The following is a 24690-nucleotide window of genomic DNA, read 5'->3' on the forward strand; positions in this document are numbered from 1 at the left end:
TGGTGCACGTGGACTTCCCGTCTTCTGCGCGTCGCCGTACGAAAGCTGGCATGCTGCGGCGGGCCGGGGGAGAGCCACCGTGAAGGCCCGTGGGGCGCACTGTGAACACCTGAACAGGGCGGTCCGTCGTGGGCGCATTCCGGTGCGCGCTGTTGTGCGAGGACCGACCGAGAGATGTTCGAGGCGAGACGATGAAGGACGCTCCGGCCACGACGTCGGCCGATGACGGCAGATCCGGAAAAGAGTGCGCGCGCGAGCGGGACTGGTTCACCCCGCCGGAGAAACGGGCGGAGGACCTCACCGGCCCCGACGCCGTTCCGGAGGTCCTCGCCGCGGACCGCGAGGTCGCCCCGGAGGGGGACGGCGACGGCGGGCCCGTACGGGCGTCGGGGGCGCGGGACGGGTGGGTGCGCGTCCGTCCGGCGGCGCAGGGCGGGACCGCCCGGGGGCCGTACGCGCCGGACCGGCCCGGACAGCGGGAGCGTCACCCCCGCAAAGGAGCGAACTCCCTCGCCCTGGCCGGGAGTCCGCAACGCGGACGCCTGCCGGATCCGTCCGCAGCGCCCGCCTCCCGCCCTTCGGAGGGCCCCTCGGGGAGATGCGATACGCCCCTGACGTCCCTACGCCCCACGGCGGTTGACGGGCCTGTCCCCTTACGGGCGGGCGCCACCGCCCCTTCCGGCCCGCCCCCCTCTCCCGACACGCAGTTGATCCGGCGCACCATGGACGAGATCGAGCCGGTCGCCGACAAGGTCGTCTCGTACTTCTACGCGCTGCTCTTCCTCCAGAACCCCGCTCTGCGGGCGCTGTTCCCCGCCGCGATGGACAGCCAGCGCGACCGGCTGTTCAAGGCGCTCGTGACCGCCGCGCAGCACGCCGACGACGCCGGCACGCTCACCGCCTACCTCTCGGGCCTCGGCCGCGCGCACCGGAAGTACGGCACCCTGCCCGCCCACTACCCGGCCGTCGGCGAGGCCCTGATCGGCGCCCTCACCCGCTATGCGAGCGGCACCTGGAACGAGGCCGCCGAGGCCGCGTGGGTGCGCGTGTACACCACGATCTCGCAGATCATGATCGATGCCGCGGCCGAGGACGAGGAGACCTCCCCCGCCTGGTGGGAGGCGGAGGTCGTCGCGCACGAGCGGCGCACCCCGGACATCGCCGTGGTGACCGTACGGCCCGACCAGCCCTACCCCTTCCTGGCCGGGCAGTACACCTGCCTGGAGACCCCGTGGTGGCCGCGCGTGTGGCGGCACTACTCCTTCTCCTGCGCGCCCCGCCCGGACGGGCTGCTCTCCTTCCACGTCAAGGCCGTTCCGGCCGGCTGGGTCTCCACCGCGCTCGTCCACCGGGCGCGCCCCGGCGACGTCCTGCGCCTCGGTCCGCCCGCCGGTTCCATGACGGTGGACCACGCCACGGACAACGGTCTGCTGTGCCTGGGCGGCGGTACGGGCATCGCCCCGATCAAGGCGCTGGTGGAGGACGTCGCCGAGCACGGCCGCCGGCGCCCCGTCGAAGTGTTCTACGGAGCGCGACATGACAATGATCTCTACGACATGGACACGCTGCTGCGGCTGCAGCGGGCGCACCCGTGGCTGTCGGTGCGGCCCGTCGTCTCGGACGGGCCGACGCGCGGTCTGAGCGGGCAACTTCCCTGCATCGTCCGCCAGTACGGGCCGTGGAACGCCTATGACGCATACCTCTCGGGACCGCCCGGAATGATCCGCAGCGGTGTGGACACCCTGCGGGGTATCGGCATACCGTCCCACCGCATACGGCACGACTCGATCGACGAGCTGATGGCGGCGGCCGGCTGACGGCGGTACGGGGCCGCCGCCGGCGCGGATGGAGGCGGACCCATGAGCACGGAGGACAGCGGGCGAGTGGCGGTGGCCACCGTGGCGGCGGGTGCCCTGCCGGGGCCGGCGGCGGGGACGCCGTCAGAACCGGTCGCGGTTCCGACGATCGCGCCGATGGCGGCACCCGCGCCAGGCGCACGTCAGGGCGCAGAGGGGGACGGGCCGGCGCACGCTCTTGCGGACGGGGCGCACGTGCTCCCGGAGAGCGTGCAGGACCTCCCGGGGAGCGCGGGCGAGCACCGGCTGCAGGAGCGGCTCGGCACGGCCGCCCGCGCCCGGCGCTTCTACGGCGAGCAGGTGCTGGACCATGTCAACGCGCGCATGCGGGAGTTCATCGGACGGCAGGAGATGTTCTTCCTCGCCACGGCGGACGCGGGCGGCTCCTGCGACAGCACCTTCCGCGCCGGTCCGCCCGGCTTCCTGCAAGTACTTGACGAAAGAACGCTCGCCTACCCCGACTACCGGGGCAACGGTGTGCTCGCCAGCATGGGCAACATCGAGGAGAACCCGCATGTCGGCATCCTGCTGGTCGACTTCTTCCAGGACCGTGTCGGGCTGCACGTCAACGGCCGCGCGCACGTGGTCGACGATGTCGTGATGCGGGCGCAGTACCCGTGGCTGCCCGTCGACCCGGTGCCGGGACGCCGGGCGCTGGTGTGGGTGGAGATCGAGGTCGAGGAGGCGTACATCCACTGCGCCAAGCACATCCCGCATCTGCGGAAGGTGCCGCGCCGCCCGCGCGAGGAGGGCCGGGCCTGGGGGACGGACGACGTCCGCCGCAAGGGCGGTGACTTCTTCGGCGCGGCAGCGGAGAAGGCGCGCCGGGAGGCCGCCTCGCGGGCCTGCGGCTAGCGCGGCGCCACGGGCCGGGCTCAGCCCAGGTCGGGCGCGAGCAGCGCCCGTACGCCCTCGATGTTCGCCGTCAGATAGGCGCGCAGGGACGGCGGCACCAGCTCCACCGAGGCGATGCCGGCGCGCGTGAAGGGGATGCGCACCACCTCGTACGTACCGCACGGCTCGTCCACTTCCGGACCGTGGCGCAGGGAGAGGTCCATCGAGGCGAGGCGGCAGACGAAGAAGTGCTGCACCTTCACACCGTGGGCGGCGTGGTGCAGGGAGTGGGAGACGGTGTCGACGAAGGCGGGCACGACGTCGACGACCTTCGCGCCGAGCTCCTCGTCGACCTCGCGGTGCAGGGCCGCGACGACGCTCGCGTCCTCCGGCTCCATGCCGCCGCCCGGGGTGATCCAGTACGGGTCCTGGCCGGGCTTGGTCCGCTTGATGACGATCATGTCGAACTCGGCGTGCGGGCCGGGGTCGCCGTGGCTGTCGAGCAGGATGGCGCGAGCGGTGCGCTTGACCACTGGACGTTCGGTCATAGGGGACATCTGCCGCGTACGGCGGTGGCCGAAACCCCTCGGCACGGACGCATCGCCACGGCCCGGCAGTACGCAGCGGTCACTCGGGCGCGCGGGCAGGGCCGGCGTTCCGGCCGCGTCGGCCCGGCGCGGTGGGCGCGGGCGGGAACGCTGTGGCGGGACCGTGGACGAGTGGTCGGTTCCGTCGGTGTTCCCGTCGGTGCGATTGGCCTCTGACGAGGTGTCAACTAACCTGTTCCGTACGGCTCAAGCCCGGAGGGGGGAGGCTTGAGCCGTGCCCCCGCGCGCCGCGTCGTCCAGTGCCGCGAGGACGTCCGCGACCAGGTCCTCGGCGTCCTCGGCGCCCACCGAGAAGCGGATGAAGCCTTCCGGGACGGCGTCGCCGCCCCAGCGGGCCCGGCGTTCGGCCGTGGAGCGCACGCCCCCGAAGCTCGTCGCCTCGTCGACCAGCCGCAGCGCGGACAGGAAGCGCTGCGCGTGCTCCCGGCCGGGCAGCACGAAGGAGACCACACAGCCGTAGCGGCCCGCGCGCATCTGCCGGACGGCCACGGGATGCGCGGGATCGCCGGCCAGGCCCGGGTACCGCAGGCCCGTGACCTCGGGCCGCTCGCGCAGCGCGGCGGCCAGGGCACGCGCGGTGGCGGCCTGCCGGTCCACGCGCAGCTGCAGCGTGGCGAGGGAACGGTGCGCCAGCCACGCCTCCATGGGGCCGGGGATCGCACCGGTCAGCCTGCGCCAGGAGCGGACGCCCGCGTCGAGCCCGGCGTCCAGCGTGGCGACGTACCCCAGCAGCAGGTCGCCGTGGCCGGTGAGCGCCTTGGTGCCGCTGGCGACGGAGAAGTCCGCGCCCAGCTCCAGGGGGCGCTGGCCGAGCGGGGTGGCGAGGGTGTTGTCGACGGCGACGAGCGCGCCCACGCGGTGCGCGGCCTCGGCCAGCCGGCGGATGTCGCACACGTCGAGGCCGGGATTGCAGGGGGATTCGAGCCACAGCAGCCGTACGCGCTCGTCCAGCAGGGCGAGTTGGGCGTCGCCGCGGGTCGGGGCGGTGCGCACGCCGACGCCGAAGCCCGCGAGGAGTTCGCGCAGCGCGGGCAGCAGTTGGTAGCCGTCGGAAGGAAGGACGGCCGCGTCGCCGGGACGCAGCAGGCTCAGGGCGACGGCGCAGACGGCTGCCATGCCGGAGGGGAAGGAGACGGCCCGCGCGGTGCGGCCGGCGCCGTCCGGGGTCTCCAGCTCGCCCAGGGCCGACTCCAGCGCGGTCCAGGTCGGATTGGCCTCACGGCCGTAGGTGTACGGGCCGTCGGCCTCGCCGGGCAGCCAGTAGTGGGCGGCGAAGGCCGGGCCGGGAAGCGCCGGTTCGCCTGGCCGGGGCTCCGGGAGCCCCGCGCGGACGGCCCGGGTGCCGTCGCCTGCCGTGCTCAATGTCGTCCCTCTCCCGGGCGGTTGGGCCGCTTCCGGGGCGGGGGCCCGGGGCGGCGGCCCCGCCGTCAGTCCTTGTCGTCCGGCAGGATCATGTGCATCGCCCACGCGACGATCGAGATGATCACGCCGCCGACCAGGGCGCTCCAGAACCCCTGCACATGGAAGGCGAGTCCCAGCCTGCCCGCGATCCACGAAGTGAGCAACAGCATCAACGCGTTGATCACCAGGGTGATCAGGCCGAGGGTGAGGATGAACAGCGGGATCGACAGGAACTTCACGATCGGCTTGACCACGAAGTTCACCACGCCGAAGACGAGCGCGACCAGAACCAGCGTGACCGCCTTGCGCGTCGTGTTCTCGCCGGACAGCGTGATGCCCTTGAGCAGCCAGATCGCGACGGCCAGGGCCGCCGCGTTGGCAATCGTCTTGACTACGAAATTCTTCATGGTGAGATCGTTGCAGACCGGCTCGTCCCGCGCGGATCCGTGCGGGCGGCCGACAGCCGGCCCACAGCGAACGGCCGGTGGGCGGCTCCCGAGGACGAGAACGAGGCACCACGGAGGGTGGCGGGCGATGAAGGCTTTCCGGCTGGACGAGCTGGAGGCGGAGCGGGCGGCGAACGAGGGGGCGTATCTGCAGTTCCTGCGCGAGCGGCACATGTCCGTGGGGCTGTACGCGTTGAACGCCGGGGACACCGACCCGCAGCGGCCGCACACCCAGGACGAGGTGTACATGGTGATGAGCGGGCGCGGAGCGATCACCGTGGGCACGGAGACGACGCAGGTCGCGCGGGGGAGCGTGGTGTACGTGCCCGCCGGGGTCGACCACCGCTTCCACCACATCAGTGAGGATCTGCGGGTTCTGGTCGTCTTCTCTCCGCCGGAGAGCTGAGGCCGGGGCCGGCTTTCCCGTAGGGGGCGGCTCAGGGGGCTGTGGGGGGTGCGGAGCCCCCGCCGCGGCCCCGGCCGCCCTAGCATCGAAAACGCGAGACCGGAGCAGTCGGGCTTCCGGTCCCACGAAGCGGAAAGCAGGGACGGACACATGGCCGAGAAGGGGATTTTCGCGGGGCTGCCCTGGTGGGTGAAGTGGATCGCCGTGCCGGTCCTCGTCCTCGCGGTGTTCGGCAGCCTGATCATGAGCGTGCTCGGATTCGTGATAGCGCTCGTCTTCAAGGCCCTGCTGCTGGTGGCCCTCATCGCGGGTCTGATCTTCGTCGTCAAGCGGTTCACGGGCTCGTCCTCGTCACGCGGCGGCTGGTAGCGGTCCGCGGCCGCGGCCGCCCCGGCGTCGAAAACGCCCGTCCGGGTACGGGCTCGTGTGCTCCGCACACGAGTGCCCCCGGGCGGGCGGGGCAGGGCAATGCCGGATGCGGATATCCGGCAGACGTTCGGGGACGCGACGCTTGCCGAATCAATTTGTCGACCAATATCGCCGCCAAGCGGGTCCGGTGCCCGCGACTTTCGCGAATTCTCTGTCCGGAATCACGCGTAACGACTCCGCCCCGTAGTCGAGTCGCTACGCTCCAGAGTCGTAGAGCTCGTAAGCTCACCCTCGATCTCTATCGGTATCTGAAGAATCACCCCTTGTGACCCCCGGGCACTGTCCGGCGTTGGACCTGAAAGGTCATAAGGGACAAATCCCGGACAAGGCGACGAAATACGGGGCATTGGGCGATGCGTGAAACGGTTCAGGCAGAAGTGATCATGACCTTCCTCGTCTCCGAGGAGCTGTCCTTCCGGATCCCGGTGGGTCTGGACTACGACAGCAGTGATCCGTACGCGGTGAAGTTCACCTTCCACCTCCCCGGGGACGCCCCCGTGACCTGGGCGTTCGCACGGGAGTTGCTGCTCGACGGGCTCAGCCAGCCCTCCGGCGAGGGCGATGTGCACATCGCCCCGGCCTCCGCTGGGCAGTTCTCCGACGTCTTCATCCGGCTGCAAGTCGGCGCTGAGGGCGCTCTGTTCCGCGCCGGGGCGGCCCCGCTGGTGGCCTTCCTCGACCGGACCGACCGCATCGTCCCCCTGGGCGAGGAGCGCACGGTCGCGGACTTCGACTACGAGCTCGCCGCCGAGCTCGACAACATCCTCGCGGGCAACCCCGAGGGGCAGAACGCGGGTTAGCGGGCCGGGCTCCCTCCGCCGTCCGTGGCGCGTGCTCCCTCCGTGCCGCCGGCGCCGTCCCCGCCGGGTCCGCCCGTCCTGCCGCCGCTGCCGCTGTGCTCGCGCACGGCGTCGGTGACGTCCGCCGCGCCCTCGGCGCCTCCCTCGGCGGCTGTCCCTTCCGGGGCGTCCGCAGGCCCCTCCCCGGGCCGGACCGGGATGCGCTGCGAGCGCGGGGCCGCTCCGGCAGCCGCGCCCTGCGGCGACCCCGTGCCCCCGCGACCGGCGAGGCCCGTACCGCCCTCGCCCGTACCGACCTTGCCGGCGCCGCCATGGCCCGTACCGTCACGGCCCGTACCGTCACGACCTGTGCCGTCCGTACCGCCGGGTCCCTCCGGCAGGCGGCCCTCGCCCGCGGCCAGCCCCGCGAGCAGCTGACGGGCCAGGCCCAGGCCCGTGCCGCCCATCGTCAGCGCCTTCGCGAACAGCTCGGACATCCCGTCCGCCCCGTTGAGCAGCACCATGTGGTCCACGTGGCCGAACGCCTCGGAGGCCGCCAGCACGATCTCCGGCCACTTTTCGGCCAGTTGTTGCGCGACGACCGCCTCCTGGTTCTCCGACAGCGCCGCCGCCCGCGCCCTGACGGCCTCCGCCCCCGCCAGACCGTGCGCCTTCGCGGCCGCTGCCGCCGCCAGCCCCTTGGCCTCCGCGGCCGCCGCCTCGGCCTCACCGGTCGCCCGCGTCGCCGCCGCCGCGGCCGCCCCGCGCGCCCGCGTGGCCTCCGCCTCGGCGCCCGCGGCCGTCTTCACCCGCGTCGCCTCCGCGGCCGCCGCCAGCTCCGTCTCCCGGGCCCGCGCCTGCGCCGCCGAGATCCGGGCGTCCCGCTCCGCCTCCGCCAGCGTGCGTGTCTCGTACGCCCGCGCGTCGGCGGGTTTGCGCACGTCCGCCTGCAACTGCTGCTCCCGCTGCCGGGCGGCGAGCTCGGCCACCTTCGTCTCCTGGACCACGACCTCCTGCCGGGCCGCCGCCTCCGCGAGCGGACCCGCCTGCCGCGCCTTGGCGGCCGCGCTGTCCCGCTGCGCCTGATAGCCGGCCCGCAGGATCTCGCTGTCCCGCTGCGCCTCCGCCATCCGGGCCGCGGCCTGCTGCTCGGCCTCGGTGGCCAGCCGGTCCGCCTCCGCCTGCGCGATCCGCGCGTCCCGCCGCACGGCCGCCGCATGCGGCGCGGAGAGATTCTTGATGTAGCCGGTCGGGTCCTGGATCTCGTGGATCTGGAGCGAGTCGATGATCAGGCCCAGCTTCTCCATCTCCGTGCCCGAGGCGGCCCGGGTCTCGCCCGTGAGCCGCTCCCGGTCACGGATCATGTCCTCCACCGTCAGCCCGCCGACGATCGAACGCAAGTGGCCCGCGAAGACGTTGTGCACCCGCTCACTCATGTGCTTCTGCTGGTCGAGGAAGCGGCGCGCGGCGTTCGCGATCGAGACGTAGTCGTCCCCCACCTTGAAGATGACCACGCCGTGCACCTTGAGCGGGATGCCCTGCTGGGTCACGCAATCCACGTTCAGATCCGCCTCGTTGAGGTCGAGCGAGAGCTTGCGCACCGCCTGCACGCCGGGCATCACCAGCGTGCCCCGGCCGGTGACGATCCGGAAGCCCATGCCCTCCTCCAGCCCCTCCGCGCGGTGCCGCGAACCGGAGATGACGAGCGCCTCGTTGGGCTCGGCGACCCGCCACATGAGCTTGAAGAGCGTGACCAGAATGACGACGGCGGCGAGAACGACCCCCGCCACGACACCGATGACCATGCGTACCGGCCCCCCTTACGGCCCCCGGCGGGGCCCCGAGTTCAGCAGTGTGCGCCCCGGGCGAGCGGGCGGAGAAGGGGTCGGGCGGTATCGGGAAGCCGCCTTCCGGGCCCGGCCGTCAGCCGTACGCCGCCATCACGTACACCGTGCGCGGCGGCTGGTACTCCACGACCGTCACCACCGTCCCCCGCTCGAAACGCTCGCCCGGCTCGGCCGCGTAGGCCAGGAACGCCTCGGCCCCGCCCCGCACCCGCAGGATCACCTCGCCGACCAGGCCCGGCCCCACCCTGCCCGTGACTCTCCCCTGCTCCCCCACCACTGTGTTTCTCCCTCCCACCCACCCGGCGTTTCTCCCTCCCACCCACCCGGCGTTTCTCCCTCCCACCCACCCGGCGATCTCCCCCTCCCCACGGGCTCACCCCGCCCGGCGGCGCCTGCCCCCGTGCCGCGCCCGCGACTGCGCGGGGACACCTCTCGCGCGTGCCGCGCCCTTCCCCTTGCCTTTCCCCTTCGCCGTCTTCCCCTTCTTCGCATTGTGCCGGTCGGCACTGACAACGAGCGCCGCCAGCGCGGTCGTCACCGGTACCGAGGCCACCAACCCGATGCTGCCCACCAGCGTGCGCACGATCTCCTCGGCGACGATCTCGCTCGTCGCCACCGTGCCCACGCCGCTGTCCGCGATCGAGAAGAGCAGCAGCAGCGGCAGGGCCGCCCCGGCGTAAGCCATCACCAAGGTGTTGACGACCGAGGCGATGTGGTCCCGCCCGATGCGCATCGCCGAGGCGTACAGTTTGCGCCAACTCGTGTGCGGGTCGGCGTCCTTCAGCTCCCACACCGCCGAGGTCTGCGTCACGGTCACGTCGTCGAGCACCCCCAGCGAACCGATGATGATCCCCGCGAGCAGCAGCCCACGGATCTCGATCTGCGGGAACAGGCCGTGCACCAGCCCCGTCTGGTCGTCGGTGTCACCCGTCAGATGCGCCCAGTCCGTGAACAGCGCGCCTAGCAGCCCGATGAGCAGCAGGGACACCGTCGTCCCCAGAACCGCCACGGACGTACGGGCGTTGAGGCCGTGACACAGGTACAGCGCGATCAGCATGATCGCGCTGCCGCCGACCACCGCGACCAGCAGCGGCGAGGACCCCTGCAGGATCGCGGGCAGGATGAACAGCGTCAGCACCCCGAAGCTGATCACCAGCGCGACGAGCGCGAAGACCCCGCGCAGCCGCCCGATCGCCACGACCGCCAGCGCGAACACCCCGGCCAGCAGCGCCATCGGCAGCTTCCGGTCCACGTCCGTGACGGAGTACTGCAGATTCTCCGGCGCCTTCGGCGCGTACGCGAGCACCACCCGCTGCCCCACGGAGTACCGGCGCGAGGCCCCCGGCTGCACGAGCTCGGTGAAGACGCGGCCCTCGTCCTTGCCCGAAGTGACCTCGATGTCCGTCTTCTCACAGGGGCCTTGGGGAGTCCCGCCGCCCGGCCGGCCCCGCGGGGACCGCTGCCCGGACCCGCCGCCCGGCTGCCCGCAGTCGGTCTCCTGGATCCGCACCACGCGCCCCGACTCCCGCTGCTGGTCCAGACCGAGACCCGAGTGCTCGTGCGGCGGCGTGCCGTCCGGCCACAGCACCACGAGTCCGGTGAACACCGCGGCGGCGAACGGGATCAGCACCGCCGCGATCACTTTCCGCAAGTGCGCCGAGACGGGCGCGGCCGGCCCGTGCCCGTGCGCATGGCCGTGGCCGTGCGCGTGCGCTCGGTCGCGCGCGTGGGGCGCGTGCTCTGTGGGGGTCACCGCTCGATCATCCCAAGCCCCCCTGTACCTCCGGGGGAGTCAGGCGCTAGCGTTGTGCCCACCTTTGCAATCGCGGGAGCTCGGAGCACCGGGCTGAGAGGACGCTGACCCCCGTACGGCAGGTCCGGCCGCCGCCGGACCGTCGCCTGCGGAACCGCCGCTGCGTCGACCGCCGAACCTGTTACCGGGTAATGCCGGCGTAGGGAGTCACTGGTCTCATGACCTCGCAGGAAGCACGCACGTCCACCGCCGGTCGACCGCTGGGCTGGCACAAGGACTACGTGACCGGCTCGCGGCCGGACCTCAGGGTCCCGGTGCGGCGAGTACACCTGACCAACGGCCGGGACGTGCGGCTGTACGACACGTCCGGCCCGTACACCGACCCCGCCGTCGAGACGGACGTACGGCGCGGTCTGCACCCGCTGCGCGAGAACTGGATCATCGGCCGTGGTGACACGGAGGAGTACGCCGGGCGTCCGCCGCGCCCGGAGGACGACGGGATCCGGCACACCTCGCCGCGCGGCGGGCTGCGCAACCTCGACGCGGTCTTCCCCGGCCGCTCCCGTCAGCCCCGCCGCGGGCGCGGCGGCGCCCCGGTGACCCAGCTCGCGTACGCGCGCCGCGGCGAGATCACCGAGGAGATGGAGTACGTCGCGCTCCGGGAGAACGTCTCCCCCGAGACCGTCCGCGAGGAGATCGCGGCCGGCCGCGCCGTACTGCCCGCCAACGTCAACCACCCGGAGACCGAGCCGATGATCATCGGCAAGCGGTTCCTGGTGAAGGTCAACGCCAATATCGGCAACTCCGCGGTGACGTCCTCCATCGAGGAGGAGGTCGAGAAGATGACCTGGGCGACCCGCTGGGGCGCCGACACGGTCATGGACCTGTCCACCGGCCGCAATATCCACACGACCCGCGAGTGGGTGCTGCGCAACTCCCCCGTGCCGATCGGCACCGTGCCGCTCTACCAGGCCCTGGAGAAGGTCGACGGCAAGGCCGAGGAACTCACCTGGGAGATCTACAAGGACACGGTCGTCGAGCAGGCCGAGCAGGGCGTCGACTACATGACCGTCCACGCGGGCGTGCTGCTGCGCTACGTCCCGCTCACCGCCCGCCGCAAGACCGGCATCGTCTCGCGCGGCGGCTCGATCATGGCGGCCTGGTGCCTCGCGCACCACAAGGAGTCGTTCCTGTACGAGAACTTCGAGGAGCTCTGCGAGATCCTCGCCGCCTACGACGTCACGTACTCGCTCGGCGACGGGCTGCGCCCCGGCTCCATCGCGGACGCCAACGACGAGGCCCAGTTCGCGGAGCTGAAGACCCTCGGCGAGCTGAACCGGATCGCGAAGCGGCACGACGTCCAGACCATGATCGAGGGCCCCGGGCACGTCCCGATGCACAAGATCAAGGAGAACGTCGAGCTCCAGCAGGAGATCTGCGAAGAGGCGCCCTTCTACACGCTCGGCCCGCTGACCACCGATGTCGCGCCCGGCTACGACCACATCACCTCGGGCATCGGCGCCGCGATGATCGCGTGGTGGGGCACGGCCATGCTCTGCTACGTCACGCCCAAGGAGCACCTGGGCCTGCCGGACCGCGACGACGTCAAGACCGGCGTGATCACCTACAAGATCGCGGCCCACGCGGCGGACCTCGCCAAGGGGCACCCGGGCGCGCAGGAGTGGGACGACGCCCTGTCCGACGCGCGCTTCGAGTTCCGCTGGGAGGACCAGTTCAACCTCGCGCTCGACCCGGACACCGCGCGCTCCTTCCACGACGAGACGCTGCCGGCGGAGCCCGCGAAGACCGCGCACTTCTGCTCCATGTGCGGGCCGAAGTTCTGTTCAATGAAGATCTCCCAGGACATCCGCCGCGCGCACGGCGACGGGCTCGCGGCCGTCGACGAGCTGGAGGCGGAGGCCGGAATGGCCCAGAAGTCCAAGGAGTTCGCCGCTTCCGGCCACCGCGTCTATCTGCCGCTCGCCGACTGACGCCGCCCCGTACGGGCCGGTTCCGCCCGTCCGCGCACGGCGATCGCGTGCGCGGGCGGGCAACCGCCTTGTTCCGGCCGTGACATGGGCGGCCGCCCGGGTCACTCCGGGTGGCTGTCCGGGCCTCCGTACTCGGGGCTGGTGTAGTCGGGGCTGGTGAAGCGGGGGCGCGTGCCCGGGGAGGACGTCTCCTCGCGGCTGGAGAAGCCGGGGCGCGAGTAGCCCAGGTTCGGGGCGCGGCCCGGGCCTTCGGGCCGTCTCGGCACGTACGCGCGCGGGGACGTGACCGCGGACTGCGCGACCGCCGCGCGCAGAAAGGGCAGCAGCCCGCGGTGGAGCAGCGCCTGCCGCCAGGCCTCGCGGGCCCGCTCGGCCTCCTCGCTGAGCAGCGGGCCGCGGGGGTCGCCCGAGGCGCCGCGGCCGTTGCGCAGGGCGGTGGCCAGCAGGCCCGTCATGGCGACGAACACGCCGACGGCGGTCAGCCCGGCGAACCACCAGCCCACCGTGATCATGGAGTCGGCGACGGAATCGTTCGAGTCGACCGCGCGCAGGGCGTAGCCGACGAGGAGGAAGAGCAGCGCGGCGATCCCGGCCAGGACCGGGGCGAGGACGGCGAGCACCGCGCCGGCGCCCGCACCGGGGTCGGCCTCCGGGCCGTCCGTGGCGTCGCCCTCCTCCTCGACGGCGGGGGCGGGTATGCCGTCGGGGTCGCGGTCGTCAGCGAACGTCACCGGCGCGCCGAGCGGTTGGGGGTGAGCGGCGGAGAACGCGCGCAGGGCGTCGCGTGCTTTGACGTAAGCGCTGTACTCCGCTGTCGCGGAGGCCGTGATGTCGGCCATGGCGTCCAGCGCCATGCCGCGCAGTTGTGCTGTCGTGAGCCGCTGCCCTGGCACAGCGGCCATTTCCGGATCGTGGTCCGCGGAACGCAACGCCTGGTCGAGGACCCGCTCGAATTCCGGGCGGTCCTCGGCCAGCAGGTGCGGAGCGCTGTTCATGTGCATCCCCCGATGCTCCGTAGAGCCGTGCGGCCGGCCATGCTGCCGGCAGTGGGCGGAAACGGAGGAGAGCCTGCTACGGACAACCGATGGTAGAGCGGTACCGGCACGGGGTGACAGCGGGTTTCCCGAATTACCCCGAGGCGGTGGAACTCCCTCCTGTCCGAACGCTTACCCGCTGAACCCTCAGTCACCCAGAGGGAGTTGCACCACCAGCAGTTTTCCGGCCATGGTGACGCCGCCGTCCATCGCCAGCGCCAGCCCGTCCGCGTACAGATGCGGGCCCTCCACCAGCGGGGCGCCGTCCTCGCCGTCCGCGTCCTCGGCGCCCACCTCGCCCAGGAGGTAGGGGATGGGGCTGTGGCCGTGCACGAGGCGGGCGCCCCCGTAGGTCTCCAGCAGCTCCCGCGCGGCCGGCGGGCCCGCCTCCTCGTCGCGGAAGGCGAACCGCTTGGTGAACTTGCGGAACAGCTCCCAGCACTCGTCCGGGTCGTTGCGCTGCAGGGCCTCGGTCACCGCGTCGTTGACGGCCTCGATGGAGTCGCCGAACTCCAGGTACGCGGTGGTGTCCGAGTGCACCAGCAGATGGCCGTCCTCCAGTGCCACCGCGTCGAGGCGCGACATCCACTGCAGATGGTGGTCCTCCAGGCGCTCCATGTCGGTGCGCTGCCCGCCGTTGAGCAGCCAGGCGGCCTGGAAGGAGGCCGTGCCGGCCCCGGAGTTGACCGGGGTGTCCCCGAACCGCTTGGCGCCGATGAGCAGCAGCTCGTGGTTGCCCATGAGGGCCTTGCAGTAGCCGCCGGCGGCCGCGGCCTCGGCGGACAGCCGCATCACGAGATCGATCACGCCGACGCCGTCCGGGCCGCGGTCGGTGAAGTCGCCGAGGAACCACAGCCGGGTGTTGCCCGCCGCCCAGCTGCCGTTCGCGTCGATGAGCCCCGCGTCGAACAGCGCCCGGCACAGCTCGTCGAGATAGCCGTGCACGTCGCCGACCACGTACAGCGGGCCGGGGCCGGGCATCGGGGCGTGCGCCTGCGGGTCGGGCAGCGGGGTCAGCTCGACCGTCGGCACGTCCTCGGGGACCATCCGGCCGACGACCGGCAGGTCGTGGGCGGTCGGGGTGTAGCCGTCCGGTACGTCGAGGGGCGGCGGCACGGGCGGGGCGGACTGCCCGTACGGCGGCATGGGGGGAGGCGCGGCGTATCCGGGGAAGGGCGGGATCTCCGCCGTGTGCCGTGCCGCGGGTCCCTGACCGGCCCCCTGAGTCATCGACCCCTCCACCATCGCGCCGCCGTGCACCCTGTGGACCCTGCCTGGTCGATGGCGGTCCGTGGTGTCGTGCGCCCATCATAGGAATGACCGTCGCGGCTTGTGACGCACCAGGGGCCGCGAATCGGGGCGGGAAGGCGCGTACGACGGTTATTTCTCCCCAATTGAGTCATTCGCCCTGCGGGTGTCCGCGCTCCTCGCGCCCCGCCCCTGGCCTGATCACGGCGGGACCGGCGGGGCCCGCGCGCAGCCCGCGCAAAAGCCTTCCGACCGGGGAGGGACCCCGCCTCGCGCCCCCTTGACGCGGGTCACTCAAAGGGCGGGCCCGGGCGTCGGCCCTGCCGGGGCCGGGCGGGTCAGCCGTCGCCGACGGGGCCGCGCGGCGCGCTGATCGTGGGGCGCGGCGGGCGCCGCCGCGAGGAGGTGCGCACGAGCAGTTCGGTCGGTATCACCTGCTCGACCGGGCGGCCGGTGTCGAGTCCCTCGATGGCGTCGATGAGGAGCTGGACGACCGCGGTGCCGATGCGGCGGGGCTTGAGGGAGAGCGTGGTGATGGGCGGCTCGGTGGTGGCGTAGACCGTGGATTCGCTGCAGCACACGAGCAACAGGTCGTCGGGCACGCGCAGGCCGTAGCGGCGGGCGGCCGCGAGCAGATCGGTGCCGTTGGGGTCGAACAGCCCGTAGACCGCGTCGGGGCGGTCCGGGCGGGCGAGCAGCCGGTCGGCGGCCACGGCGCCGGCGCAGGGGTCGTGCGCGGGGTACTTCTCGTAGACCGGGTCCTGGCCGACCCGCTCGCACCAGTGCAGATAGGCGTGGGTGGACAGCCGGGTGTAGGTGTCCGTGGTGGTGCCGGTGAGCAGCCCGATGCGGCGGGCGCCGGCCTCGGCGAGGTGGTCGAGGATGCCGAGGACGGCGGCCTCGTGGTCGTTGTCGACCCAGGCCGTCACGGGCAGGGAGCCGGCGGGGCGGCCGTCGGAGACGACGGGGATGCCCTGGCGGATCAGGTCGGAGACCACGGTGTCGTGGTCGGAGGGGTCGATGACCACGGTGCCGTCGAGCGCGACGTTGGACCACACGTCGTGGCGCGAGGTCGCCGGGAGGATGACCAGGGCGTAGCCGCGGGCCAGCGCGGCGGAGGTGGCGGCCCGGGCCATCTCGGCGAAGTACGCGAACTCGGTGAAGGTGAAAGGTTCATCCCCGTACGTGGTCACGGTCAGGCCGATGAGTCCCGACTTGCCGGTACGGAGGGTGCGGGCCGCGGCGGAGGGCCGGTAGCCCAGCCGGTCGGCGACCTCGCGGACATGGCGGCGGGTCGCGTCCGGTAGCCGGCCCTTGCCGTTGAGCGCGTCGGAGACGGTCGTGATCGACACCCCGGCCGCGGCGGCCACATCACGGATGCCCGCCCGTCCCAGCCGACGGCCGGTCTGCCGGCTCACCTGATGCTTCCCTGCTGCTGTCATGGCGAGCCGATAGTAGGGCTCGGGTCGTCCGTCGGCAGGCCTCCCACGAGGGCTGTTGACAGGCACGTTTCTGCAAGCACAAAGCCGGTCAATGACCTTGGAAATGCAGAGAGTTGAGGGGAGCGGACGGGGCCGCTCGGCCTCCGGTATGTCTACGCCGTACAGCCGCTCCAGATCGTGAAGATGCCCCAACTCACCTTCACGGGCGACGCGCGCCAGGGCGTCCGCCACCGGCGCGTGGCACTTCCGGGAGCGCTCCCCCGGCTCTGGACGCCGCCCCGGGCAATCCTCTTAAGGTGTGCAGTATTGCTGTATTGCCTGTCCACTGTCTGCATTGCCTGTCTGCATTGCCTGTCCACTGTCCGTGTGCGACGGCCCCGGCGCCGCGCGTGCCCGGCCAGGCCGAGGAGGACCCGCGGTGACCGAGAAGACCCCCAGGCTGCGCGCCGCCCTGGAGCGCGTGCCGACCTACAAGCCGGGCAAGCCCGCGGCGGCCGGCGGGCCGGCCGCGTTCAAGCTGTCCTCCAACGAGAACCCCTATCCGCCGCTGCCGGGCGTGCTGGAGACGGCGGTCGCCGCCGCCGCCTCGCTCAACCGCTACCCCGACCTGGCCTGCACGGACCTGATGGCCGAGCTCGCGGACCACTTCTCCGTGCCGCTCGCGCACCTGGCCACGGGCACCGGCTCGGTGGGCGTGGCCCAGCAGCTGGTGCAGTCGACGGCGGGTCCTGGTGACGAAGTCCTCTACGCCTGGCGGTCCTTCGAGGCGTACCCGATCATCACCCGGATCGCCGGGGCCACCCCCGTCGAGGTCCCGCTGACCGGGGGCGCGGTGCACGACCTGGACGCGATGCTCGCCGCGATCACCGACCGGACCCGGCTGATCTTCGTCTGCAACCCCAACAACCCCACCGGCACCGTGGTGCGCCGGGCCGAGCTGGAGTCCTTCCTGGACCGGGCGCCCGCCGAGGTGCTGGTCGTACTCGACGAGGCCTACATCGAGTTCATCCGCGACGCGGACGTGCCCAACGGGCTGGAGCTGTACCGGGACCGGCCCAACGTCTGTGTGCTGCGCACCTTCTCCAAGGCGTACGGGCTCGCGGGGCTGCGGGTCGGCTTCGCGGTCGCACACGAACCGGTCGCCGCGGCGCTGCGCAAGACGGCCGTCCCCTTCGGTGTGAGCCATATCGCGCAGGAGGCGGCGATCGCCTCGCTGCGCAGCGAGGAGGCGCTGCGGGAGCGCGTGGAGGCGCTGGTCGGGGAGCGGGCCCGGGTGGCCGACGCCCTCACCGGTCAGGGCTGGACGCTGCCCGAGTCGCAGGCCAACTTCCTGTGGCTGCCGCTGGGGGAGCGCACGCTGGACTTCGCGGCGGCCTGCGAGCGCGCGGGCGTCGTGGTACGGCCCTTCGCCGGCGAGGGCGTACGCGTGACGATCGGCGAGGCCGAGGCGAACGACATTCTGGTGCGGGTGGCGGGGGAGTTCCGCAAGGAACTGTAGCCGCGGGTGCGCGGGGGCGCGGGGCGCGATGCGGTGTGCGGGTGCGGGTGCGCCCGGTGCGCCCGGTGCGCCTCAGGCGCGTGCAGGTGCCGGTGCTGGCGCGCCCGGGGCGCGTGGGTGGTTCGGGCCCGTACCTGCCGCCGCCGGGCGGCGCCGGTGATGCCGCGCACAGGTGACGGATCCGGACCGGTGCGCCCGAAGTGCGTGGGTGGGGCGCGGCGGTCCGGGCCCGTTCCCGCCGCTGTCGGGTGGCTGCCGGTGCCGGTGCGCCCAGGGCGCGTGGTGCGCATAGGTGGGGCGGGGCCGGGGCAGTTCGGGTCCGTTCCTGCCGCCGGGTGGCTGCCGGTGCGTCCGGTGCGCGTGGGCAGTCCGGTCCGTTCCCGCCGCCGGGCGGCGTCGGTGGTGCCGCGTACAGGTGACGGATCCGGAGTGATCCGTCGTCCCGGTCCGTAAGGGGGCGCAGGGCCCCGGGGGAGGGGCGTACGGCCCCTTCCGGGGCGGGCTCCCGGGCGTTCTGGACGGCCGGCCCCCGTTCCGGTTCCCGTGTGCTCTGATCACCGCCTCCGGCGGTACCGCAGGTCAGTGCCCTCTTCCCCGTCGTCTCCCGGCCGTGGGGGCCGCTCCGTGCGAGCGGCCCCCACGGCTTTCGTATGTCCCGGCATGGGTCGCGGCCGCCCGCGGATTGGCCGGAGTGCGTCGGTCCGCGGCCGGGGGACCCCCCTTGATGATCGCGAAAACTTGTGCGTCATAATGCCTTGTGAATGTGAACGCGTTCACAAGCGCGCCCGGTCTGCCCTGCTTGCGTGGGGCAAACGGGATATAACGCCGGTGTGTCCCGCCGGTGACGCAAGAGGCAAGGAGAGATCGCCGTGACCCTCGCTATGGCGCCGGAGACCCTCGCGCGCTGGCAATTCGGCATCACCACCGTCTACCACTTTCTCTTCGTCCCGCTGACGATCAGCCTGGCGGCGCTGACCGCCGGCCTGCAGACCGCCTGGGTCCGCACGGGCAAGGCGAAGTACTTCCACGCCACGAAGTTCTGGGGGAAGCTCTTCCTCATCAACATCGCGATGGGCGTGGTCACCGGCATCGTCCAGGAGTTCCAGTTCGGCATGAACTGGTCGGACTACTCCCGGTTCGTCGGCGACATCTTCGGGGCGCCGCTCGCGATGGAGGCGCTGCTGGCGTTCTTCTTCGAGTCCACCTTCATCGGACTGTGGATCTTCGGCTGGGACAAGCTGCCGAAGAAGCTGCACTGCGCCTGCATCTGGATCGTCGCGGTCGGCACGGTCCTCTCCTCGTACTTCATCCTGGCCGCCAACTCCTGGATGCAGCACCCGGTCGGCTACGCCATCGACCAGGCCACCGGCAAGGCGCGGCTCACCGACATCTGGGCCGTGCTGACCCAGAACACCACGCTCGTCGTCGTCTTCCACACGCTGACCGCCGCCTTCCTCACCGGCGCGGCCTTCATGGTCGGCATCGCCTCCTTCCACCTGTGGCGCGCCAAGCGCAGGCAACTGCGCGGCGAGGAGCTGGGGGAGAAGCAGAAGTCGCAGATCGGCGCGATGCGTACCTCGCTGCGCCTCGGTCTGGTCGTCGCGGTGATCGCGGGTCTGGGCACGGCGATCAGCGGCGACAGCCTCGGCAAGGTCATGTTCGAGCAGCAGCCCATGAAGATGGCCGCCGCCGAGGCCCTGTGGGACACCCAGGCGCCGGCGCCGTTCTCGGTCTTCGCCGTCGGCGATGTCAACAAGGGCCACAACAGCGTGGAGATCGAGATCCCGGGGATACTCTCCTTCCTCGCCCACAACAACTTCAGCGAGGCCGTCCCCGGGATCAACGACGTCGCCGCGCAGGAGGCCGCGCGCTACGGCGGCAAGCCCGAGGACTACATCCCCAGCATCTTCATGACCTTCTGGGGCTTCCGCCTCATGATCGGCTTCGGGATGACCTCGTTCGTCGCCGGACTGATCGGACTGTGGACCACGCGCAGGAAGCTGTGGCTCGCGCCCGCCTTCCGCACCGGGGAGAACGAGGTGCCGCGCCTGATGCTGACGCGGACCCGGGAGATGGGCCCGCTGCTGACCCGCTGGTCCTGGCGCATCGGCATCCTCACCATGGGCTTCCCGCTCATCGCCAACTCCTTCGGCTGGATCTTCACGGAGATGGGCCGCCAGCCCTGGGCCGTCTTCGGGCTGATGAAGACGTCCAACGCGGTATCCCCGGGCGTCAGTCAGGGCGAGGTCCTCACCTCCATGGCCGTCTTCACGGCGCTGTACGGAGCGCTCGCCGTGGTCGAGGTCAAGCTGCTGGCCAAGTACGCCAAGGCCGGGCCCGACACCGACGAGGAACCGCCCACGAAGGACCCGCGGCTGCGGCTGCCCTCGGGCGGCCCCGACGAGGCCGCTGCCGAGGACGCCGACAAGCCGATGACCTTCGCGTACTGACGCGGCGGCCACGCGCGGAACGGAGAACACCCCATGCCCCTCCACGACTTCTGGTTCCTGCTGATCGCTTTCCTGTGGGTCGGCTACTTCTTCCTTGAGGGCTTCGACTTCGGCATCGGAGTCCTGACCAAGCTGCTCGCCCGGGACCGCACCGAACGCCGGGTGCTGATCAACACGATCGGCCCGGTCTGGGACGGCAACGAGGTGTGGCTGCTGACCGCCGGCGGCGCGACCTTCGCGGCCTTCCCCGACTGGTACGCCACGCTCTTCAGCGGCTTCTATCTGCCGCTGCTGGCGATCCTGGTCTGTCTGATCCTGCGCGGCGTCGCCTTCGAGTACCGCCACAAGCGCGACGGGGAGCGCTGGCAGCGCAACTGGGAGCACGTGATCTTCTGGGGGTCGCTGCTGCCCGCCTTCCTGTGGGGAGTCGCCTTCGCCAACATCGTGCGCGGGGTGCCGATCGGCCCGGACAAGAACGTCACCGGGAACGTCCTCGACCTGCTGAACCCCTACGCGCTGCTGGGCGGTCTGGTCACGCTCGTGCTGTTCACCTTCCACGGCGCGGTGTTCGCCGCGCTCAAGACCACCGGGGACATCCGGCACCGGGCCCGCGCGCAGGCCACGTGGCTGGGCATCGCCTCCGCCGTCCTGGCCCTCGCCTTCCTCGTCTGGACCCAGGTCCGGCACGGTGACGGCGCGAGCCTGGCCGCGACCGTGATCGCCGTGGTCGCGCTGCTCGCCGCGCTGGTCATGAACCGGGCCGGACGCGAGGGCTGGGCGTTCGCCCTGTCCGGGGTGACGATCGCGGCCGCGTTCGCGGCGGCCTTCCTCGCGCTCTTCCCGAACGTCATGCCCTCCACGAGCGACCCGTCCTGGAGCCTGACCGTGGCCGGGGCCGCCTCCAGCCCCTACACGCTGAAGATCATGACGTGGATCGCGGTGCCCGCCGCGCCGCTGGTGATCGCCTACCAGGCCTGGACGTACTGGGTGTTCCGCAAGCGGATCGGCACCCAGCACATCCCGGCCGCCCACTGACGGCAGGCAGCGCCATGAAGCCCGTCGACCCCCGTCTGCTGCGGCACGCCGCCGCGACCCGTTTCTTCCTGGTCGCCTCCGTCGTGCTGGGGCTGACGGGGGCCGGCCTCGTCATCGCCCAGGCGATGCTGATCGCCGAGACCGTCACCGGGGCCTTCCAGCACGGGCGTACGGCCGGTGAACTGGCCGGGCCGCTGGCCCTGCTGGCGGCGCTGGCCGTGGGCCGGGCCGCCGTCTCCTGGCTCACCGAGCTGGCCGCGCACCGCGCGAGCGCGGCCGTGAAGTCGCAGCTGCGCACCCGGCTCCTCGCGCACGCGACCCGGCTCGGACCCCAGTGGCTGGACGGACGGCGCACCGGCGAGCTGACCACGCTCGCCACGCGCGGGATCGACGCGCTCGACGACTACTTCGCCCGCTATCTGCCCCAGTTGGGCCTCGCGGCCGTCGTGCCCGTCGCCGTCCTCGCCCGTATCGTCACCGCCGACTGGCTCTCGGCGCTCGTCATCGTCCTCACGCTGCCGCTCATCCCCCTGTTCATGGTCCTCATCGGCTGGGCCACCCAGTCCCGCACGGACCGGCAGTGGCGGCTGCTGACCCGGCTGTCCGGGCATTTCCTCGACGTCGTCGCCGGGCTGCCCACGCTCAAGGTCTTCGGGCGGGCCAAGGCGCAGGCCGAGTCGATCCGCGCGATCACCGCCGACTACCGGCGGGCCACCCTGCGGACGCTGCGGCTGGCCTTCCTGTCCTCCTTCGCGCTGGAGCTCCTCGCGACGCTCTCCGTCGCGCTGGTCGCGGTCGGCATCGGCATGCGGCTCGTGCACGGCGAACTCGACCTGGCCACCGGGCTGATGGTGCTCGTCCTCGCACCGGAGGCGTATCTGCCGCTGCGGCAGGTGGGCGCCCAGTACCACGCGGCGGCGGAGGGGCTCGCGGCCGCCGACGAGGTCTTCGCCGTGCTGGAGACGGAGCCGGCCGCCGCCGGCACGCTTGCCGCCCCCGACGCCCGCCGTGCGGAGCTGACCGTCGACCGGCTCGTGGTGCGCCACCCGGGCCGGGACGAACCCGCCCTGCCCGAGACCTCGTTCGCGGTGCGCCCCGGGGAGACGGTCGCGATCGTGGGACCCAGCGGGGCCGGGAAGACCACACTGCTGAACGCGCTGCTCGGCTTCGCGCGCCCCACGGGCGGGCGGGTGCTCGTCGGCGGTACGGACCTGTCATCGCTCTCCCCCGGAAGCTGGCGGGACCAGATCGCCTGGATCCCGCAACGGCCACGTCTCTTCGCCGGGACCGTCGCCGAGAACGTCCGGCTGGCACGGCCCGGGGCCACGGACGCGCAGGTGCGCGAGGCGCTGCGCGCGGCCGGGGCGCTCGGCTTCGTCTCCATGCTGCCGCAGGGCACTGACACCCGCCTCGGCGAGGACGGCGCGGGGCTCTCCGCCGGGCAGCGCCAACGCCTCGCGCTCGCCCGGGCGTTCCTCGCCGACCGGCCCGTGCTGCTCATGGACGAGCCGACCGCGAACCTCGACGGCGAGACGGAGGCGGCCGTCGTCGAGGCCGTGCGCGAGCTGGCGAAGGGGCGCACGGTCGTCCTCGTCGTGCACCGCCCGGCGCTGCTGGCGGTCGCGGACCGGGTGGTCCGGCTGCCGGGCGCGCCCGCGTCGGTACGGCCCGTACCGTCCGTACTGCCTGCACCGTCTGCACCGTCTGCACTGCTCGTACCGGCTGTCCCGCCCGTACCCGCCGCGCCGCCCGTGCCCGACGGCCAGGACCGGACCGTCCCGGAGGAGGGGCAACCGGCCGCCCCCGCAGGCGCGTTGGCGTGGGTACGCGCCCTCGGCGCCCCCTCCCGGGGGCGGTTCGCGCTCGCGCTGCTGCTCGGAAGTCTCGCGCTCGCCAGTGCCGTCGGGCTGATGGCCGTCTCCGGCTGGCTGATCTCGCGGGCCTCGCAGCAGCCTCCCGTGCTGTACCTGATGGTCGCCGTGACCGCGACCCGCGCGTTCGGCATCGGACGCGCCGTCTTCCGCTACGCCGAGCGCCTGGTCTCCCACGACGCCGTGCTGCGCGCCCTGGCCGGGCTGCGGGTCGCTGTCCACCGGCGGCTGGAGCGGCTGGCGCCCGCCGGACTGCGGGACGTGCGCCGGGGCGATCTGCTCTCCCGGCTCGTGGCGGACGTCGACGCGCTCCAGGACTACTTCCTGCGCTGGCTGCTGCCGCTCGGCTCGGCCCTGGTGGTCGGTGCCGCCTCCGTGGGGTTCACCGCCTGGCTGCTGCCGGAGGCGGGCGCGCTGCTCGCGCTCGGGCTGCTGCTCGCCGGAGCGGGCGTGCCCGTGCTGGCCGTCGCCGTCGCGCGGCGCGCCGAGCGGCGACTGGCCCCGGCGCGGGGCGAGTTGGCGGCCGGGGTCGTCGATCTGCTGGCGGGCACCGCCGAGTTGACGGTCGCGGGGGCGCTGCCGGGGCGGCTCGCGGAGGTACGGCGCGCGGACGGGGCGCTCACCCGCATCTGCCGGCGCGCGGCGACGGCGACGGCGCTCGGCGCGGGGCTGTCCGCCCTGGCATGCGGGCTGACCGTGGCCGGCGCGGCCTGGGCCGGGGTGGTGGCGGTGCACGAGGGCCGGCTGCCCGGCCTGTGGCTCGCGGTGGTCGTCCTGACGCCGCTCGCCGCGTTCGAGGCGGTGGCCGGGCTGCCGCTCGCGGCGCAGTACCGGCAGCGGGTACGCCGCTCCGCGGAGCGCGTGCGCGAGGTGACGGACGCGCCCGAGCCCGTACGGGACGGCACGGAGCCGGCCCCGGGGACGCCGTTCCCGCTGCGCGTGAGCGGACTGACCGCACGCTACCCGGGTGCGTCCCGGCCGGCCCTGGAGGACTTCGCCCTGGAGCTGACGCCGGGCCGCCGGGTGGCGGTCGTCGGGCAGTCCGGGGCGGGCAAGACGACCCTCGCGCACGTACTGCTGCGCTTCCTGGACGCCGAGTCCGGTACGTACACCCTGGCGGGCCGGGACGCGGCGGCCATGGCCGGGGACGGCGTACGGCGGCTGGTGGGGCTGTGCGCGCAGGACGCCCACATCTTCGACAGCTCGCTGCGCGAGAACCTGCGGCTCGCCTCCCCGGGCGCCCCGGACGACCGGCTGCGCGAGGCCCTGCGGTCCGCGCGGCTGCTGGAGTGGGTGGACGGCCTGCCGCAGGGCCTGGACACGCTCGTCGGCGAGCACGGGGCGCGGCTGTCGGGCGGCCAGCGGCAGCGGCTCGCCCTCGCCCGCGCGCTGCTCGCGGACTTCCCCGTACTGGTGCTGGACGAACCGGCCGAGCATCTCGACCTGCCGACCGCCGACGCGCTGACCGCCGATCTGCTGGCGGCCACCGAGGGCCGTACGACCGTGCTGATCACGCACCGGATGGCCGGGCTGGAGGCGGCCGACGAGGTGGTCGTGCTGGAGGACGGGCGCACGGTGCAGCGGGGCCCGTACGCGCGGCTGGCGGCGGAGGACGGGCCGCTGCGGGCGATGCTGGAACGGGAACGGCGCGCGGACGCGGTGCGGCAGGAGCTGCCCGTGTGAGCCGCCGACCGAGTCCGCGGCCGTTCATGCGGGACGGGCGGCTTTCCCTGACAATGCGACTTTCCCTGACAAAGGGTGC

At 72.7% G+C, this 24690-nt stretch carries 18 protein-coding genes and 1 pseudogene; 10 read left to right on the plus strand and 9 right to left on the minus strand.

What is annotated here, in order from left to right:
- Positions 1-191: 191 nt before the first annotated feature.
- Both ACFP1Z_RS06315 and ACFP1Z_RS06320 read left to right on the plus strand, forming a co-directional pair.
- On the plus strand, positions 192-1817 hold the full coding sequence (locus tag ACFP1Z_RS06315) for a globin domain-containing protein (RefSeq protein WP_390314887.1): 1626 nt from the start codon (positions 192-194) through the stop codon (positions 1815-1817).
- 42 nt (positions 1818-1859) lie between these two features.
- Complete coding sequence (locus ACFP1Z_RS06320; RefSeq protein WP_390314888.1) at positions 1860-2711, plus strand: pyridoxamine 5'-phosphate oxidase family protein; 852 nt, start codon at positions 1860-1862, stop codon at positions 2709-2711.
- 20 nt (positions 2712-2731) lie between these two features.
- On the opposite strand, the gene ACFP1Z_RS06325 is transcribed toward ACFP1Z_RS06320, so the two are convergent.
- The 3 genes from ACFP1Z_RS06325 to ACFP1Z_RS06335 form a co-directional block, all read right to left on the minus strand.
- Positions 2732-3238: an NUDIX domain-containing protein gene (locus tag ACFP1Z_RS06325; protein ID WP_390314889.1), complete on the minus strand. Its 507-nt coding sequence runs from the start codon at positions 3236-3238 to the stop codon at positions 2732-2734.
- Positions 3239-3484: 246 nt separating this feature from the next.
- Complete coding sequence (locus ACFP1Z_RS06330) at positions 3485-4660, minus strand: cystathionine gamma-lyase (RefSeq protein ID WP_390314890.1); 1176 nt, start codon at positions 4658-4660, stop codon at positions 3485-3487.
- 65 nt (positions 4661-4725) lie between these two features.
- Positions 4726-5106 carry a phage holin family protein gene (locus ACFP1Z_RS06335; protein ID WP_390314891.1) on the minus strand — a complete coding sequence of 127 codons (381 nt, stop codon included), beginning with the start codon at positions 5104-5106 and terminating at the stop codon, positions 4726-4728.
- A 127-nt stretch (positions 5107-5233) separates the two neighbouring features.
- Here ACFP1Z_RS06335 and ACFP1Z_RS06340 point away from each other — a divergent pair, with 127 nt between their 5' ends.
- From ACFP1Z_RS06340 to ACFP1Z_RS06350, 3 genes are all read left to right on the plus strand, one after another.
- The gene (locus ACFP1Z_RS06340; protein ID WP_390314892.1) at positions 5234-5551 is read left to right on the plus strand and encodes a cupin domain-containing protein; all 318 of its coding nucleotides are present in this window, start codon (positions 5234-5236) and stop codon (positions 5549-5551) included.
- Between the two features lie 150 nt (positions 5552-5701).
- A complete protein-coding gene (locus tag ACFP1Z_RS06345) occupies positions 5702-5920 on the plus strand; it encodes a DUF5326 family protein (RefSeq protein WP_390314893.1) in 219 nt (72 codons plus the stop codon).
- 413 nt (positions 5921-6333) lie between these two features.
- A complete protein-coding gene (locus ACFP1Z_RS06350; RefSeq protein WP_390314894.1) occupies positions 6334-6780 on the plus strand; it encodes an SsgA family sporulation/cell division regulator in 447 nt (148 codons plus the stop codon).
- Between the two features lie 350 nt (positions 6781-7130).
- On the opposite strand, the pseudogene ACFP1Z_RS06355 reads toward ACFP1Z_RS06350, so the two are convergent.
- The 3 genes and pseudogenes from ACFP1Z_RS06355 to ACFP1Z_RS06365 form a co-directional block, all read right to left on the minus strand.
- Positions 7131-8564 (minus strand): annotated as a pseudogene (locus ACFP1Z_RS06355) (SPFH domain-containing protein); the annotation flags it as partial.
- Between the two features lie 118 nt (positions 8565-8682).
- Positions 8683-8883: a hypothetical protein gene (locus tag ACFP1Z_RS06360; protein ID WP_390314895.1), complete on the minus strand. Its 201-nt coding sequence runs from the start codon at positions 8881-8883 to the stop codon at positions 8683-8685.
- Between the two features lie 96 nt (positions 8884-8979).
- Positions 8980-10359 carry a YibE/F family protein gene (locus ACFP1Z_RS06365; RefSeq protein WP_390314896.1) on the minus strand — a complete coding sequence of 460 codons (1380 nt, stop codon included), beginning with the start codon at positions 10357-10359 and terminating at the stop codon, positions 8980-8982.
- A 218-nt stretch (positions 10360-10577) separates the two neighbouring features.
- Between ACFP1Z_RS06365 and thiC the strand changes: the two genes are divergently transcribed.
- Positions 10578-12350, plus strand: coding sequence for a phosphomethylpyrimidine synthase ThiC (gene thiC, locus ACFP1Z_RS06370; protein ID WP_390314897.1), 1773 nt, complete (start codon positions 10578-10580; stop codon positions 12348-12350).
- Positions 12351-12451: 101 nt separating this feature from the next.
- On the opposite strand, the gene ACFP1Z_RS06375 is transcribed toward thiC, so the two are convergent.
- The 3 genes from ACFP1Z_RS06375 to ACFP1Z_RS06385 form a co-directional block, all read right to left on the minus strand.
- The gene (locus tag ACFP1Z_RS06375; RefSeq protein ID WP_390314898.1) at positions 12452-13351 is read right to left on the minus strand and encodes a serine/threonine-protein kinase; all 900 of its coding nucleotides are present in this window, start codon (positions 13349-13351) and stop codon (positions 12452-12454) included.
- A 180-nt stretch (positions 13352-13531) separates the two neighbouring features.
- Positions 13532-14614 (minus strand): metallophosphoesterase, encoded by a 1083-nt coding sequence (locus ACFP1Z_RS06380; protein ID WP_390314899.1) that lies wholly within the window; start codon positions 14612-14614, stop codon positions 13532-13534.
- A gap of 356 nt (positions 14615-14970) precedes the next feature.
- Entirely contained in the window at positions 14971-16074 is a 1104-nt protein-coding gene (locus ACFP1Z_RS06385; RefSeq protein WP_390314900.1) for a LacI family DNA-binding transcriptional regulator, read from the minus strand.
- Positions 16075-16492: 418 nt separating this feature from the next.
- On the opposite strand from ACFP1Z_RS06385, the gene hisC reads away from it, so the two are divergent.
- The 4 genes from hisC (at position 16493) to cydD (ending at position 24611) form a co-directional block, all read left to right on the plus strand.
- On the plus strand, positions 16493-17572 hold the full coding sequence (hisC, locus tag ACFP1Z_RS06390) for a histidinol-phosphate transaminase (protein WP_390314901.1): 1080 nt from the start codon (positions 16493-16495) through the stop codon (positions 17570-17572).
- Positions 17573-18441: 869 nt separating this feature from the next.
- Positions 18442-20022, plus strand: a complete 1581-nt coding sequence (locus ACFP1Z_RS06395) for a cytochrome ubiquinol oxidase subunit I (RefSeq protein WP_390314902.1) — start codon at positions 18442-18444, stop codon at positions 20020-20022.
- A gap of 33 nt (positions 20023-20055) precedes the next feature.
- On the plus strand, positions 20056-21057 hold the full coding sequence (gene cydB / locus ACFP1Z_RS06400; protein ID WP_390314903.1) for a cytochrome d ubiquinol oxidase subunit II: 1002 nt from the start codon (positions 20056-20058) through the stop codon (positions 21055-21057).
- Between the two features lie 14 nt (positions 21058-21071).
- Positions 21072-24611: a thiol reductant ABC exporter subunit CydD gene (gene cydD / locus ACFP1Z_RS06405; RefSeq protein WP_390314904.1), complete on the plus strand. Its 3540-nt coding sequence runs from the start codon at positions 21072-21074 to the stop codon at positions 24609-24611.
- Positions 24612-24690 lie beyond the last annotated feature (79 nt).

The organism is Streptomyces gamaensis, from assembly GCF_042656465.1.
Taxonomy (GTDB): domain Bacteria; phylum Actinomycetota; class Actinomycetes; order Streptomycetales; family Streptomycetaceae; genus Streptomyces; species Streptomyces gamaensis.

Bases quoted from the DNA above. Each gene is read 5' to 3' on its own strand.
- ACFP1Z_RS06350 (WP_390314894.1), top strand. From the start codon at position 6,334: ATGCGTGAAACGGTTCAGGCAGAAGTGATCATGACCTTCCTCGTCTCC.
- ACFP1Z_RS06320 (WP_390314888.1), top strand. From the start codon at position 1,860: ATGAGCACGGAGGACAGCGGGCGAGTGGCGGTGGCCACCGTGGCGGCG.
- ACFP1Z_RS06325 (WP_390314889.1), bottom strand. From the start codon at position 3,238: ATGACCGAACGTCCAGTGGTCAAGCGCACCGCTCGCGCCATCCTGCTC.
- cydD (WP_390314904.1), top strand. From the start codon at position 21,072: ATGAAGCCCGTCGACCCCCGTCTGCTGCGGCACGCCGCCGCGACCCGT.
- ACFP1Z_RS06315 (WP_390314887.1), top strand. From the start codon at position 192: ATGAAGGACGCTCCGGCCACGACGTCGGCCGATGACGGCAGATCCGGA.
- cydB (WP_390314903.1), top strand. From the start codon at position 20,056: ATGCCCCTCCACGACTTCTGGTTCCTGCTGATCGCTTTCCTGTGGGTC.
- ACFP1Z_RS06375 (WP_390314898.1), bottom strand. From the start codon at position 13,351: ATGCACATGAACAGCGCTCCGCACCTGCTGGCCGAGGACCGCCCGGAA.
- ACFP1Z_RS06340 (WP_390314892.1), top strand. From the start codon at position 5,234: ATGAAGGCTTTCCGGCTGGACGAGCTGGAGGCGGAGCGGGCGGCGAAC.
- thiC (WP_390314897.1), top strand. From the start codon at position 10,578: ATGACCTCGCAGGAAGCACGCACGTCCACCGCCGGTCGACCGCTGGGC.
- ACFP1Z_RS06385 (WP_390314900.1), bottom strand. From the start codon at position 16,074: ATGACAGCAGCAGGGAAGCATCAGGTGAGCCGGCAGACCGGCCGTCGG.
- ACFP1Z_RS06380 (WP_390314899.1), bottom strand. From the start codon at position 14,614: ATGACTCAGGGGGCCGGTCAGGGACCCGCGGCACGGCACACGGCGGAG.
- ACFP1Z_RS06335 (WP_390314891.1), bottom strand. From the start codon at position 5,106: ATGAAGAATTTCGTAGTCAAGACGATTGCCAACGCGGCGGCCCTGGCC.
- ACFP1Z_RS06345 (WP_390314893.1), top strand. From the start codon at position 5,702: ATGGCCGAGAAGGGGATTTTCGCGGGGCTGCCCTGGTGGGTGAAGTGG.